Origin of the sequence: Pseudomonas sp. IT-P258 (genome assembly GCF_949767825.1) — a bacterium.
Lineage (GTDB): Bacteria > Pseudomonadota > Gammaproteobacteria > Pseudomonadales > Pseudomonadaceae > Aquipseudomonas > Aquipseudomonas monachiensis.
On sequence record NZ_CATKPU010000012.1, the window covers coordinates 89,476 to 102,054 of the forward strand.

Annotated in this window: 15 protein-coding genes and 1 pseudogene; 9 read left to right on the plus strand and 7 right to left on the minus strand. The window is 56.5% G+C overall.

What is annotated here, in order from left to right:
• Nucleotides 1–2: 2 nt before the first annotated feature.
• Nucleotides 3–461, plus strand: coding sequence for a glycine zipper 2TM domain-containing protein (locus tag ACM6G4_RS01640; protein ID WP_056723693.1), 459 nt, complete (start codon nucleotides 3–5; stop codon nucleotides 459–461).
• A 254-nt stretch (nucleotides 462–715) separates the two neighbouring features.
• On the opposite strand, the gene ACM6G4_RS01645 is transcribed toward ACM6G4_RS01640, so the two are convergent.
• The 5 genes from ACM6G4_RS01645 to ACM6G4_RS01665 all read right to left on the minus strand — a co-directional run bounded on the left by ACM6G4_RS01645 (nucleotide 716) and on the right by ACM6G4_RS01665 (nucleotide 4,692).
• A complete protein-coding gene (locus ACM6G4_RS01645; protein ID WP_223530247.1) occupies nucleotides 716–1,435 on the minus strand; it encodes an amino acid ABC transporter ATP-binding protein in 720 nt (239 codons plus the stop codon).
• Nucleotides 1,436–1,503: 68 nt separating this feature from the next.
• Nucleotides 1,504–2,466 carry an agmatinase gene (locus tag ACM6G4_RS01650; RefSeq protein ID WP_414912897.1) on the minus strand — a complete coding sequence of 321 codons (963 nt, stop codon included), beginning with the start codon at nucleotides 2,464–2,466 and terminating at the stop codon, nucleotides 1,504–1,506.
• A 26-nt stretch (nucleotides 2,467–2,492) separates the two neighbouring features.
• Nucleotides 2,493–3,155, minus strand: a complete 663-nt coding sequence (locus ACM6G4_RS01655; RefSeq protein ID WP_414912898.1) for an amino acid ABC transporter permease — start codon at nucleotides 3,153–3,155, stop codon at nucleotides 2,493–2,495.
• Nucleotides 3,145–3,825, minus strand: a complete 681-nt coding sequence (locus ACM6G4_RS01660) for an amino acid ABC transporter permease (protein ID WP_414912899.1) — start codon at nucleotides 3,823–3,825, stop codon at nucleotides 3,145–3,147. The genes ACM6G4_RS01655 and ACM6G4_RS01660 overlap by 11 nt, the downstream gene beginning before the upstream one ends.
• 15 nt (nucleotides 3,826–3,840) lie before the next feature.
• Nucleotides 3,841–4,692: a transporter substrate-binding domain-containing protein gene (locus ACM6G4_RS01665; RefSeq protein WP_414912900.1), complete on the minus strand. Its 852-nt coding sequence runs from the start codon at nucleotides 4,690–4,692 to the stop codon at nucleotides 3,841–3,843.
• A gap of 128 nt (nucleotides 4,693–4,820) precedes the next feature.
• Here ACM6G4_RS01665 and ACM6G4_RS01670 point away from each other — a divergent pair, with 128 nt between their 5' ends.
• Both ACM6G4_RS01670 and ACM6G4_RS01675 read left to right on the plus strand, forming a co-directional pair.
• On the plus strand, nucleotides 4,821–5,726 hold the full coding sequence (locus ACM6G4_RS01670; RefSeq protein WP_414912901.1) for a LysR family transcriptional regulator: 906 nt from the start codon (nucleotides 4,821–4,823) through the stop codon (nucleotides 5,724–5,726).
• A 158-nt stretch (nucleotides 5,727–5,884) separates the two neighbouring features.
• Complete coding sequence (locus tag ACM6G4_RS01675; RefSeq protein ID WP_414912902.1) at nucleotides 5,885–6,319, plus strand: GFA family protein; 435 nt, start codon at nucleotides 5,885–5,887, stop codon at nucleotides 6,317–6,319.
• 56 nt (nucleotides 6,320–6,375) lie between these two features.
• Here ACM6G4_RS01675 and ACM6G4_RS01680 read toward each other — a convergent pair whose 3' ends face one another.
• Nucleotides 6,376–6,900, minus strand: a complete 525-nt coding sequence (locus ACM6G4_RS01680; RefSeq protein WP_056723700.1) for an RNA polymerase sigma factor — start codon at nucleotides 6,898–6,900, stop codon at nucleotides 6,376–6,378.
• Between the two features lie 320 nt (nucleotides 6,901–7,220).
• Here ACM6G4_RS01680 and ACM6G4_RS01685 point away from each other — a divergent pair, with 320 nt between their 5' ends.
• Nucleotides 7,221–9,302 carry a TonB-dependent siderophore receptor gene (locus ACM6G4_RS01685; protein ID WP_414912903.1) on the plus strand — a complete coding sequence of 694 codons (2,082 nt, stop codon included), beginning with the start codon at nucleotides 7,221–7,223 and terminating at the stop codon, nucleotides 9,300–9,302.
• 711 nt (nucleotides 9,303–10,013) lie between these two features.
• Nucleotides 10,014–10,148 (plus strand): hypothetical protein, encoded by a 135-nt coding sequence (locus ACM6G4_RS01690; protein ID WP_256355847.1) that lies wholly within the window; start codon nucleotides 10,014–10,016, stop codon nucleotides 10,146–10,148.
• 131 nt (nucleotides 10,149–10,279) lie between these two features.
• On the opposite strand, the gene ACM6G4_RS01695 is transcribed toward ACM6G4_RS01690, so the two are convergent.
• Nucleotides 10,280–10,612 carry a hypothetical protein gene (locus ACM6G4_RS01695; RefSeq protein WP_414912904.1) on the minus strand — a complete coding sequence of 111 codons (333 nt, stop codon included), beginning with the start codon at nucleotides 10,610–10,612 and terminating at the stop codon, nucleotides 10,280–10,282.
• A gap of 100 nt (nucleotides 10,613–10,712) precedes the next feature.
• Between ACM6G4_RS01695 and ACM6G4_RS01700 the strand changes: the two are divergent.
• The 4 genes and pseudogenes from ACM6G4_RS01700 to ACM6G4_RS01715 form a co-directional block, all read left to right on the plus strand.
• Nucleotides 10,713–10,913 (plus strand): annotated as a pseudogene (locus ACM6G4_RS01700) (methyl-accepting chemotaxis protein); the annotation flags it as partial.
• 48 nt (nucleotides 10,914–10,961) lie between these two features.
• Nucleotides 10,962–11,285, plus strand: coding sequence for a hypothetical protein (locus ACM6G4_RS01705; protein ID WP_414912905.1), 324 nt, complete (start codon nucleotides 10,962–10,964; stop codon nucleotides 11,283–11,285).
• 126 nt (nucleotides 11,286–11,411) lie between these two features.
• Nucleotides 11,412–11,816 carry an antitoxin Xre-like helix-turn-helix domain-containing protein gene (locus tag ACM6G4_RS01710; RefSeq protein WP_223513389.1) on the plus strand — a complete coding sequence of 135 codons (405 nt, stop codon included), beginning with the start codon at nucleotides 11,412–11,414 and terminating at the stop codon, nucleotides 11,814–11,816.
• Nucleotides 11,810–12,502, plus strand: a complete 693-nt coding sequence (locus ACM6G4_RS01715; protein WP_409079404.1) for an RES family NAD+ phosphorylase — start codon at nucleotides 11,810–11,812, stop codon at nucleotides 12,500–12,502. Before ACM6G4_RS01710 ends, ACM6G4_RS01715 begins: the two co-directional genes overlap by 7 nt.
• The last annotated feature ends 77 nt before the right edge of the window (nucleotides 12,503–12,579 follow it).

The following is a 12,579-nucleotide window of genomic DNA, read 5'->3' on the forward strand; positions in this document are numbered from 1 at the left end:
CAATGAAAGCTATTTTGTCCTGGCTGACGGTTACGTTGGTGACTGTGCTGATCAGTGCTTGTTCCGCCGTAGGATCGACCGATGGCGGCGCCGGTGAAATCGAGATTCGCTCAGGGAAGATCGAGCAGATCTCGCTAACGCAGATGCAGACCAATCACGACTCCGGTGTCGGCGCTGTACTCGGTGGCCTCGGCGGCCTGGGAATCGGCAGCCTGATCGGTCATGGCACCGGACGTGATGTCGCCATGGTTGCCGGGGCTCTCGCCGGTGCGGTTGGCGGTAATTACGCAGAGAAGAAAAAATATGACCAACCGATAGAGGCGCAACAGATCATCGTGCGGGTAAACAGTGGCGTGCTGGTATCAATTACCCAGCCGATCAATCCATCACTGAATAAAGGCATGAAGGTGTATATCCAAGGCTCAGGCAATGATGCCCGAGTCCTACCGCAGGGCGGTTAGATTCACTTGAATCTTTAGGGTTGCCCTGGTCGGTATGTGTTCTGATGTCAAGGCCCACAGCCCTTGCAACAGACCTCCCTCTGAAGTGGATATCCGCATTAAGGTTGTTTAACTGCCGGTCGTAGATCTTGTTACACGATGCGAAGCAGATCTAATACGAAATGCCTCAGTCAGCAGAGTAATCCATTATCGATACCTGCTGACTGAGCTTTAATTGACTGACTCCGTGTTCAACGCTGAATACATTGTGGGACTTAGTGCCCCAGTATTTTCGACAGGAAGAGCTTTGCCCGCTCCGAAGATGTCCCGTTAAAGAATGCTTCAGAGGATGTGTCATCAATGATCATCCCCTCCTCCATGAAAACCACCCGATCTGCCACACGCCGAGCAAATCCCATCTCATGGGTGACCACCATCATCGTCATGCCGTCCTTGGCTAGCGATACCATCACGTCCAGCACCTCGTTGATCATCTCAGGGTCCAGCGCCGAGGTTGGCTCATCGAAGAGCATTATGACCGGATCCATCGATAACGCCCGGGCGATGGCAACACGCTGCTGCTGACCTCCAGAGAGTTGTGCCGGATACTTGTGGGCATGTGCGCTGAGGCCCACACGTTCAAGCAATGCCAGACCTTTGGCTTTCGCATCGTTTGTCGGACGATGGAGCACCTTCGTTTGTGGCAACGTGAGGTTCTCGATGATCGACATATGGGGGAACAGTTCGAAATGCTGAAACACCATGCCCACTTGCTGGCGCAACTTTGGCAGGTCGGTTTTTGCGCTGCCGATCGACTGCCCATTCACCAGGATTTCACCCTTCTGAAAAGACTCCAGGCCGTTGACCGTCTTGATCAATGTCGACTTGCCTGAACCTGAAGGCCCGCACACCACCACAATTTCGCCCTTACTGACGTGCGTCGAGCAGTCTTTGAGGACTTGCAGATTTCCGTACCATTTATTGATTCCGCGCATTCTGATGCAGTGGGGCTGAACATCTGCAGCGAAGCGTGAAACCGATGACACCGCGGCTGTAGTCTGAATCATTTGTCGAAATACCCCGCGCGAATAGAGGCGCCGATCAGATTGACAATCAAGCGTCCCGCCGTCACGCAGGTGAGGTTGCTTGCGTTGTCTTTAGCCGGCTGGATTTCAACGATATCCATACCCACTACCCGTCCTTTTTTCACCAATCCGTGAATGAGCTTGCGTGCCTGTAAAAAAGTCACGCCACCAGGGGCCGGCCCATCTACAGCGGGCATGATGGTCGGATCGAGACCGTCGGCATCAATGGTCAAGTAGTAGTTTCCACCATCGGGAATACGCGAAAGCACTGCGTCCATGCCGATCTCATGCAATTCATAGGCACTGATCAACTCCGCACCATACGCGCGCGCGACCTCAAGATCCTCGGGACGTGCACTGCCTTGGGCGCGCAGTCCGATCTGGAAGATTCGGCCGACATGGGCCATTTCGGAGGCACGACGTATCGGGCTGGACAACCCCTCACGGATCCCGTTCACGTCGTCGCGCCAGTCAAGGTGCGCATCGATATGGATGATGGTGATCGGGTCGAGACTGTCGTAGGCCCGTAAAACCGGCGTAGTAATTCCGTGGTCACCGCCAAGAATGACCGGCAGCGCTCCAGCTTTGAGAAGCTGGCGTACGGCCTGCTCGGCACGCTCATAGTGCTCACCTGGTTTGGCGACATCGGGTAACACATCACCACAGTCGATGAATCGGATATCGCTACGACCTTGCAGCAGCGGGCCATCGATATCGAAATCGTAATGCCGCGGATCACGCACCATGCGGTCTGTGAGCTGACGTATTGCTTGCGGCGCATTGGTCTGGTCGTTGGTGTATGAGCGCGGGCCGTAGGGCGAACCGAAAGGCATGCCAAGCACCGCAATATCCGCCTGTTGAAGGTTTTCAAGATCGGTCATCAGTTCTGAATAAAGCAGGGTCTGATGGCTGGTACGTGGCGCGACGGTCAGATTCTTCATAAAAAACTCCTGAATGATGGGATTTTCTAGCGATGCCGCCAGTGTCTTTCACGGGCTTCCAGAACTTGGCCAAGTGCATCGAGGACAATGCTCGACAACCAATAGAGCAATGCAGCGGTGCCTAGCACTTCGAGATAAGCGAAGGTGTCAGCGGTCATCAGATTGCTCTGATAGGTGAGCTCAGGAAGACTGGTTACCGAGAAGATCGCGGTGTCCTTGAACATCATGATGATCAGGCTGGTAGTAGGCGGGATCAGGTAGCCGAAGCTTTGCGGCACGACCACGTAGCGCTGGACCTGCCAGACGGAAAACCCCAGTGACCGCGCTGCGCGCGCCTGGCCGGCAGGCACGCTCTTCAGGGCGGCGCGCAGAATTTCGCTGAAATAACCGGCCGTATAGAACGCAGTGGCACCAATGGCGATCGCAAAGGATGAGGCTTGCACTCCCAGCTGCGGCAGGCCGAAAAACAGCAGGTACACCACGATCAGGAACGGTACATTTCGGACAAGTTCGACATAACTACGGGCAAACAATCTTGGCAGCCAATGCTCGGCATCGGCCATGTAAGCGAACAGAGTTCCGATCAATATCCCCAGCGGAATGCCTATGGCACTGACCGTCGCGGTAACTTTCAGTCCCTGCAGCAACGCGGGGATTGCATGATTGACCACCGCAAGATCAATGGGCATTTGGCATCACCTTGGCAAGGCGGCGCTCGATGAGTCGCGAGATCGACGAAGCGCACAGCAGAATAAGGAAGTAAACGACCGCTGTTGCGCTGAACACTTGCAGCGGCAGATCGCTTTGCAGCGTCGCGTTACGAGCCACGGTAGCGAGCTCACTGACGGCAATGATCGACAGCAGTGATGAGGCTTTGAGCAGTACGGTGTACTCGTTGGTCAGCGGAGGAATGGAGCGATGGAACATCTGCGGCAACAGCACGTAACGCCACTTCTGATGAGCGCGCATCCCCAGTGCCTGGGCTGCTGCCACCTGACCTCCAGGAATCGAAGTCAAAGCGCCCCGCAGGATTTCACTGATGTAGGCCGCCGTGTTGAAAGACAGGGCCAGGATCCCCGCCTGCAGTGGTGTCAGCGAAATACCGATCAGGCCCGGCACAACGAAATACGCGATAAGCAATTGAATCAGCAACGGTGTGCCGCGGATGGCACTGACGTAGACCATCACCGCGTATCGGCCAATCGGTCCCGCCGCGACTCTCAGGAGAAGCAAAAGCACGCCCAATCCGAGTCCTGCGATAAAAGCCAGACTGCTTGCGATAAATGTCGTTGCCGCACCTTGTAGCAAACCATCGAAAAACGGACCCAGCGCGGTGTGCGCACTCAACCAGCTAATCATTACCTGGCCCTCCACTTAGAGGGCCGCGTCAGGGAGATACCCTGAAGTCGGTAATGCCAGAGTTTCGCCGAACCATTTTTTCTGTAATTCGGCCAACTTGCCCGTTGCACGCATCTCATCAAGCGTTTCGTTGATAAAGGTGCGTATTTCTGGATTCTTGGCATTGACTACCCAAGCCAACAGCTTGGCATCGCCAACTTCGCCAACCGTTTTATAAATGTCCGGCTGACGGCGCATTTGCACAGCCAATACGTTGCTGGGTAGAACACCTGCATCGATTGAGCCATTGGCAATTGCTAAGCCAACATCGGGATAGCCCTGGAATAGTTTGAGGTCAGCGTAGCCCTGCCCTTTGCTGGCTTTTAGTTCTCGCTCGTATTCCTGCAGTGCTTGTTGGGCTGAAGAACCCATCTGGGTCCCCACTACTTTGCCTGCCACATCTTCAGGCTTGCTGATAGTTGTGTTGCTCGCCTTGACTACGAACAGCGAGCGGACGACACCAATGGGCTGACTGAAAGCGAACCGTTTGGCACGCTCAGGCGTGATCCCGACGGACGTGGCCACGAAATCAAATTTGTTGCTCATCAGACCGGGAAGCAAACCGTTGAACGGCAGGTTCAACTGCTCCAGTTCGACGCCGAGCTTTGCGGCCATTTGTTCGAGAATATCGTGGCCGTAACCCACAACCTTACCGTTTTCAACGAACTCATAAGGTTCGTAGGCGGCTTCGGTACCCACTGTCAGCTTGCCACGCTGCTTGATGTCGGCAAGCGTGCTTGCCTGGGCTGATGCGAAGGTGGAAGTACAGATAACCAGTGAGGTTAAGAGCACGGTTTTCACGATGCTTCGGCGACTGTGTGTAGTCATGATGCAGTTCCCCCATTTCTTGGAGTGTTGTAGTTGTGAAGGTTGCTGGAACCAAATTAGCCAGTGCGAAAGCGCAAGTAAAATCACTTTATTAGCGATATGGTCTTGGAATCTGATACCTTTTATCCATGAACCGATTCGACCTGACCGAACGTGACTTGCGCTCTCTACGTATTTTTTGTGCCGCCGCCGAAGCCGGGGGTTTTGCTGCGGCTGAACGCCGGCTGAATATGACCAAAGCCTCGATCAGCAGGCATATCAAGGAGGTTGAGGAGCGCCTGGGTGTGCGTCTGTGCGAGCGAGGTCCGGCAGGTTTCAAGCTGAGCGCGGCCGGGAGAGTGGCGCTTGAGTTAACGACGAATGCACTTAACTCTCTTGAGCGAATCAAGCCAGAAATTGATGCGGTACGTGCCGTGATATCCGGCACCGTCTCGATTGGAACGGTCGAGCATATGCTAGCTGATCCGAATTGCCGGCTGGCCGAAGCGCTGAAAGAACTGAGACGAAGGGCTCCTAACGTTCAGGCAGAAGTGGCCGTGATGACTTTTGCCAACTTGAACCAGGCACTGCGCGAGCGCCGGGTGCAGGTGGCCATTCGTGGAATGTACAAAAAAGAGCGAGCTTTTCATTACCAAAAGCTGTTCGTCGAAGATCATCGCGTCTATGTAGCGAATCAAGCGCCGGGCGAGAAACAGCTACGACCTCAACTGGTTTATAGACCACATCCCTTCGTCGAAGAAACGCTGGCTACACACGGTTTTGAACGAGGGCCCGAAGCCGCAGGATTGGAAGCGATCGCGATGCTCGTTGAAGGTGGAGGTTACGCCGGGTTGCTACCGGAGCATTATGTCGAACTCATTGCCCCGCGCTTCGACTTGCGGGAGTTACCGGACAGCCCCGTGTTCCATAACACCATCTGCGCAATAACCGAGGCTTCTCGCCCTCTGTCACGAAGCGCAGAGCTGTTTCTAGAGATCCTTGAAGAATTGCATGCAAGCGACTCCTCCGTCTCGAATCGAAATAGCTCCAGGTAGACCAGTTCCTGGCGCTGCCATTCTTGGAAAGTTTTCTTTCGCTTTAAGCTTTCAAATCAAACATTAGCGATTGGCGAATTCGATGCTTATCTTGTGCACCTTCGCTTTGCCATCCCAACTTTGGCGGTATGGGTAACAACTGATGAAGGAGTCATTCCATGAGCATTCAAAAGTCTTACAAAGGCAGTTGTTTTTGCGGCGCAGTCGAGTTCACCGTCAGCGGTGAGCCGGCCGCAATGGGCTATTGCCATTGCCAGTCGTGTCGACATTGGTCGGCAGCGCCGGTCAATGCCTTCACGCTGTGGAAACCCGAGGCGGTGCAAGTGACTCGGGGGGCGGACAACATTGGCACCTACAACAAAACACCGCAGAGTTATCGCAAATGGTGCAAGACTTGCGGCGGGCACATCTTCACCGAACACCCAGGGATGGGGCTCATCGACGTGTATGCCGCTGTCATCCCGGATCTCGCGTATTCGCCAGGCGTTCACGTCCACTATCAGGAGGCCAGGCTGCGCATCAAAGACGGGTTGCCCAAGCTGAAGGATGTCCCCAGCGAATTAGGGGGATCGGGCGTCAGCGTGGACGAATAGCACGGGCAACGATTGATGTGATCGGGCGGCGGTTGCGGGCGCAAGTGGCGCCGGGTCTATTCTGAGCGCGTCGAGAATGTGCGCTCCAGTCGCCTGCGACAGTGTCGCATGCCTTTGGCGATCTGCTTTTCGATGGTGCCTTCCTTGATATCCAGTTGCATGGCGATCTCACGCATGGTGAATCCCTCGCAACGGGAGAGCAGAAACACTGCGCGGTATTTCTCCGGCAGATCGTCTAGTGCATTGGACAGTATTTCCAGCTCCTGACGAATACCGGCAGCCTTGTCCGGGGATGACAACGGGCACTCGATCGCCTCCGCCAACTCGCTTTCGCCGAAGTAACGACCATGGGTCGTGTCCTGTCGTTGCTTGTCCAGCAACAGATTGGTTGCCGTGCGATAGAGGTAGGCCAGCGGGTTGTCCGGCTGCTTTGTCGAGTGCCTGGCAGCGCGCAGCCAAGTCTCTTGAACGATGTCCGACGCAATGAACGATGAACCCGCTCTGCGCTGGATATAGGCCTTGAGCTCCTCATAGTGGATCTCTACCAGCCGGGTCAGTGTTGGAGATTTACAGGAGGCCATCAGCGGGAAGCGATCTTGTCAGGGGATGTGCCGGACGCTATCACACTTGATATGCAATCTCAAATGCGTATAGATACCATTTCACACCTGTTAACACTTGCGTATGATAGTTATTCTCAATAAAACCAGATCATATGTGAGTCCGCATGTCCGCCCTAGCTCTCCTGTGTGCACAAAACTCCGTTACCCCGCGCTCGCCCCTGGCACTCCGGCCTCTGGCCCTCGCCGTGCACATGCTTGCAGTCGGTATCACTGTCGCTGCTCCATCTCTACAGGCGGCGCAACAGACTGATCAGGCCGAGGCTGGAAGCTCTTTGACCTTGGCGCCCATCGCTATCACGGAGACAGCCACTCAAGAGCGAATCGGCGTCACTGAAGATACCCACTCCTACACCACTGATGCAGCGCGCACGGCCACACCGTTGAGCATGTCGCTGCGCGAAACCCCGCAGTCGGTCAGTGTCGTCACCCAGCAACGCATTCAGGACCAGGATCTGCGTACGATCCTCGACGTGGTCAACAATGCCACGGGTGTGTCGGTCAACCGCTACGAGACCAGCCGGGCACAGTTCAACGCCCGCGGTTTTGAGCTCAACTCGCTGATGATCGACGGTGTACCGACCATCTTCGAGCAGCCGTGGAGTTCGGGGGAGATTTTCAGCAGCCTGGCCATGTACGACCGCGTTGAAGTGGTCCGTGGCGCCAACGGCTTGATGACCGGTGCGGGCGACCCTTCCGCGTCCCTCAACATGGTACGCAAGCGCGCCTACAGCACTGACCTCAAGGGTTCGGTAGAACTGAGCGCCGGCACATGGGACACCTATGGCGTCGAGGCCGATGTGTCCACGGCGTTGAACGAGGAAGGCACCATTCGTGCGCGGCTGGTCGGGGAGACCAACGAGGGCGATACCTGGATCGACATGAACGCCAACAAGCGCCAGACCCTCTACGGCACGATGGACATCGACCTGACGCCCGACACCACGCTGTGGTTCGGCTTGAGCCACCAGGAAAACAACGCCGATTCGCCGATGTGGGGCGGCCTGCCGGTCTGGTACGCAGACGGCAGCCGGACAAACTGGAGCCGTTCGAAGACAACCTCCGCCAAATGGAGCAAGTGGGACACCACCTACGACACCTATTTCGTCAATCTCGATCACACCTTCGCCAACGACTGGCAAGTCAACCTCAGCTACAACCGTGGCGAGCGAACCGGCGACTCTTCCCTGCTGTACCTCTCTGGCAATCCAGGCCAGAACGGTAGTGCCGGTATGTCTTCGTTCCCGGCGACCTACAAGACCAAGACCACCCAGGACGACTACGGCATCCGCTTCAATGGCCCGTTCTCGCTGCTGGGCCGCGAGCATGAAGCGGCCTTTGGTTATGTGGACAGCAAGCAGAAATTCGATGCCGATGCACTCAACGCGCAAACCGGCTTTGACGGTGTTGCCAACTTCGATGCCTACAACGGCGATTTCCCGGAACCGGTCTGGGGCCCGCGGACAGACTACGGCTACAGCGAGACCCGGCAGAAAGGGCTCTACGCAGCGACCCGTTTGAACGTGACCGACGACCTGAAAGTGATTCTTGGCGCGCGTGAGAGCTGGTACGAAAAGACCAGCGATGACATCTACTCGGAGGTGAGCAAGATCGACGTCGATCACGAACTGACCCCTTATGCGGGCATCGTCTACGACCTCACCGACAACCTTTCGGCCTATGCCAGCTACACGGAAATCTTCCTGCCGCAGTCGGTACGCGACAGCAGTGGCCAGCAATTGGAGCCCATCGTTGGCGAGAGCAGTGAAATCGGTTTGAAGGGTGAGTACTTCGGTGGCCGCCTGAACGCCTGCGCTGCGATTTTCCAGATCAAGCAGGATAACCTGGGCCAAAGCACCGGCGTGCTGATCGATCCTTCGAACCCCGCCGGCGGTTATGCCTACGAGGCCAGTGAAGGCGCAACCAGCAAGGGCTTCGAGCTGGAAGTGTCCGGCGAACTCGCGACCGACTGGAATGCAACAGTGGGTTACACCCAGTTCACCGCCGAAGATGCCAAGGGCAACGACGTAAACACCCTGTATCCGACCAAGCTGCTGCGTACCTTTACCACCTACCGCCTGCCCGGTGTTTTCAACAGGCTGACCATTGGCGGCGGGGTCAACTGGCAGGACTCGATCTACACCTACGCCACCAACCCGGCAGGCAACGCCGAGAAGATCCAGCAGGATGCCTATGCCCTGGTCAACCTGATGGCTCGCTACGAGATCACCGAAAACCTTTCGGCGCAGGTGAATGCTGACAACGTCACCGACGAGAAGTACTTCGACATCTTCGATGCCTATGGTGCCCTGACGTACGGTGCACCGCGCAGTATCACAGCTTCAGCGAAGTATCGCTTCTAAGGCACCAGGCGGGTCGGCGCAGTTCACTGCTGCGCCCAGTGACACGACGAAAACTCAAGCTCGCACCAGATTGGCCAGCAACACCGAACCTTCCAACGCCTGGCGATTTGACTGCGAGCAAGTCATCAGCCATCCATCACAGTATTTTCACATCCATTGGAATACGGTGGATCCAGCTCCTTTTGTGTTTTCCAGCCCGCACTCCCCATCGCGGGCTTTTTTTTGTCTACTCGATTCGTATGAAACAACAGGACGACCCCGGCCATCGGCGCAAGGACAAGAGACTAGAACAGTCGGACGACTATGGCGGCGACAAAGATTGCCAGTGTTAGGGCGGCACCGATGCCGAACGGCAACCACAGCAGAGCGGATCGCGTTCGGAGCGGGGCTACGCATCTCTTCGGCAAAAGCTGCAACGTCGCGGTGCAGTTGTTCAATGCTGGATTGATTCGTATGTTGTGTGGGCATGCTGCTACTTCCTGTGCGGGTCACGAGTCGTGTCTGCCGTGGCGAGTTGGAATAGCGGGTCACTCCTGCCAAAGTTGTAGGCAGAATCCGAGAATCGCGTAAGGGGTCTATCAACGGGGCCGAAAAAGAAAAGCCGGTCGTTCGCAACACCTTCCCCAAGTGCCAAACGACCCTGCCCACAGTCGATTGGCTAAACTTCATGAGTAAACCACTTCGCGCAACCCTGAACGTCAGGAGGCGAACATGAGCAAGCAACCTCAACCCCAAAGCCGCTCCAACCCCCAGCCCAGATCCCGTCCGTTGGTGCCGAACCTGCCGAGCAAAACCGGCAACAAGTCCGGCGGCTTGCGCGGTAACTATCCGCCGAAGAAGTCGTAATGGCCTCTGGTGTACGACAGGCTTTGCAATGGAGCCTGTCGTACACCCTGTCACTTCAGCATTACTTGCCTCTATATCGGACATTGTTTTGTGCAAGCGACGTCGTCCCGGCCAAGAGTGATGGCCAAGGGCTACGCTCTCCACGGTTTCTCGACCATGCCACCAACCGATTCCATCCCTGACTCTGAAAATGTCTGCTCCTTTAACGCACCCAAGCTTTCGCGAAGTCCCGTGTTGCCATGAACCCTGCTTTTTTCTGGCTCATTTACATGGAGTAAGCGTACATGCCCTTCCCCACTCGTTTCCTCGACCACTACCGCAAAGCCGACCGCATCATGCTGGGTCTGATCTGGCTGATGTTCGCTTTCGCTATCGGCCTGGCGTTCTGGCACGACACCTTCAAGCAGGCGCTGCTGGTGGGGGGGTGGCACCAGTGTGTTGTTGACGCTGTTGTATCGCGCCATCGGCGGAACGCGGTTGATGCGTTGTTTGCTGGGCGTTGGGGTGATGGTGATGGAGACGGTCGCGCTGCTCTATCTGGCGCTGCACAGCCAGGCCGATGCGGTGGAGAGCCAGGACATGCTGGACAAGATGCTCGCCACCACGTCCCAGTTCACCGCTGGTGCCGGCCAGGGTGACAAGGTGCTGGCCGGGCAGGCGCGGCAGATCGGTACGGTGCTGGAGGTGATCAGCAGCATTGCCGAGCAGACCAACTTGCTGGCGCTCAACGCGGCGATTGAAGCGGCGCGTGCCGGCGAGCAAGGACACTGGCGCTGAGTAGTCGGCGCTTGCCGCCGATTGCGACTCGGCTGCATGCGTTGGGGCGCACGTTTCATCAGTGATGCGGCCGTGGGCGCGGCGTTTGTTTCCAATGGGAAAACGGCGGGACTACAGCAAGGTATCCGTCCGGAAAGTGCACCTGCGATCATCGCGTTAATCACCCAGGGCAGCTTGCCACGCAATGAAATCAAGACGTTCACCGGCCTGACGCCGCGACCGGCAATCGACGAATTATCCAGGCTTATAAAAGTCGGCCTGGTAGAAAGCCGAACTCCAAAATCCAGAATCGTGACCCCCGGCCTGCCCGCCGGGTTTGCCCAGGATATCTTTCCAGTCCTGCATCGACGATTTCAGTAAAACAAAGCCTCAGCCAGATCGCTGCCCTATTGTATTGGCACGACAAGCCCATCCGTCGCACCAATATTGCTCTACAGACTCAATAAATCTACATTTGAATCTATAGATACAAAAAAGGACGCGAACATGGCCGTACCCATCCAAGCCCAATCCTTCACAAAAAACCAATGCGTCACCGGCCTGCGTGCCGCCGTGAGCATTCTGGAAAAGTGGAAAGCCACCAGCGACCAGGCCTGTCGCATCCTGCGTATTTCCCGCAGTACCTATACCCGCGCCCGGCAGCGTGACCCGGATTGGGCGGTGGCGCTGGATGCGGACCAGATGCAGCGCATCAGCTTCGTGCTGAACATGCACGCGACGTTGCGGCTGGTATTCGATAACCCGAACAACGTGTACGGCTTTGCTTCGATGGCCAATGACAACGAGTTTTTCAACGGGCGTTCGCCGCTGGAGATCATGGCCCAGGGCGACATGATTTCGCTGTATGAAACCTTCCGCCGCATCGACATGCTGCGGGGTGCGCAATGGTGATGGCGAGCGAGCTGGCGGTGTTTGCCGGTCAGTCGTTGCAGGCCTATCGCCTGGTCAATTCGAAGTTTCCGCCCATTGCGTTGTTCGATGATGTGGCGGACGCGGATGAATTTGAGCTGTTATTCGAGATTCAGGCGTTGACCAATCCGCGGTTGAAGAATGAAGTGGGTCAGCTGGAGTTGATTGCACGCAGCGAGATTCCGTTCGGCATTCCCGGCTGCTCCTACGCCATCGCGCCCTTTACCCATGTCAACCCGGCGGGTTCGCGTTTCAGTGACGGCCGCTTTGGGGTGTTGTACCTGGCGGATTCGATGGAAGCGGCGCTGGCCGAGGTGCGGCATCACCAGGCGCTGTATTGGTCGAGGGTGCAGAGCCTGAACTATGAGCGCTTTGTGTTTCGTGGGTTGGCTTGTGCATTTGGCGATGCCGGGATGAAGGACGCCGCGAGCCTGCCGGTGAACGATCCGGTGTATGCGCCGGACGACTACAGCCATTCCCGTGTGCTGGGGCGCGCGGTGCGGGACGCCGGTTGTCCCGGGTTGCGTTATCACTCGGTGCGGATGCCGGGCAGTCATTGCTGGGCGCTGATGACGCCCAGGCCGGTTTCGTCGATTGTGCAGGCGGCGCATTACGAGATGGTCTGGAATGGGCAGATCACCAGCGTGAGCCAGATCAGCGAAGCTTGATTGCCTCGCCACAAAAAGAGTTGCTTAAACAGGCGGTGTTCGATCCATTGACCGCATCGATAGTCACCATCATTTCA

What these genes read in the sequence shown, in the direction of transcription:
- ACM6G4_RS01710 (WP_223513389.1), top strand. Translation starts at nt 11,412, where the DNA reads ATGGCCGTACCCATCCAAGCCCAATCCTTCACAAAAAACCAATGCGTC.
- ACM6G4_RS01695 (WP_414912904.1), bottom strand. Translation starts at nt 10,612, where the DNA reads ATGGCGCGATACAACAGCGTCAACAACACACTGGTGCCACCCCCCCAC.
- ACM6G4_RS01675 (WP_414912902.1), top strand. Translation starts at nt 5,885, where the DNA reads ATGAGCATTCAAAAGTCTTACAAAGGCAGTTGTTTTTGCGGCGCAGTC.
- ACM6G4_RS01645 (WP_223530247.1), bottom strand. Translation starts at nt 1,435, where the DNA reads ATGCGCGGAATCAATAAATGGTACGGAAATCTGCAAGTCCTCAAAGAC.
- ACM6G4_RS01705 (WP_414912905.1), top strand. Translation starts at nt 10,962, where the DNA reads ATGCGTTGGGGCGCACGTTTCATCAGTGATGCGGCCGTGGGCGCGGCG.
- ACM6G4_RS01680 (WP_056723700.1), bottom strand. Translation starts at nt 6,900, where the DNA reads ATGGCCTCCTGTAAATCTCCAACACTGACCCGGCTGGTAGAGATCCAC.
- ACM6G4_RS01690 (WP_256355847.1), top strand. Translation starts at nt 10,014, where the DNA reads ATGAGCAAGCAACCTCAACCCCAAAGCCGCTCCAACCCCCAGCCCAGA.
- ACM6G4_RS01670 (WP_414912901.1), top strand. Translation starts at nt 4,821, where the DNA reads ATGAACCGATTCGACCTGACCGAACGTGACTTGCGCTCTCTACGTATT.
- ACM6G4_RS01655 (WP_414912898.1), bottom strand. Translation starts at nt 3,155, where the DNA reads ATGCCCATTGATCTTGCGGTGGTCAATCATGCAATCCCCGCGTTGCTG.
- ACM6G4_RS01715 (WP_409079404.1), top strand. Translation starts at nt 11,810, where the DNA reads ATGGTGATGGCGAGCGAGCTGGCGGTGTTTGCCGGTCAGTCGTTGCAG.
- ACM6G4_RS01665 (WP_414912900.1), bottom strand. Translation starts at nt 4,692, where the DNA reads ATGACTACACACAGTCGCCGAAGCATCGTGAAAACCGTGCTCTTAACC.
- ACM6G4_RS01650 (WP_414912897.1), bottom strand. Translation starts at nt 2,466, where the DNA reads ATGAAGAATCTGACCGTCGCGCCACGTACCAGCCATCAGACCCTGCTT.
- ACM6G4_RS01660 (WP_414912899.1), bottom strand. Translation starts at nt 3,825, where the DNA reads ATGATTAGCTGGTTGAGTGCGCACACCGCGCTGGGTCCGTTTTTCGAT.
- ACM6G4_RS01640 (WP_056723693.1), top strand. Translation starts at nt 3, where the DNA reads ATGAAAGCTATTTTGTCCTGGCTGACGGTTACGTTGGTGACTGTGCTG.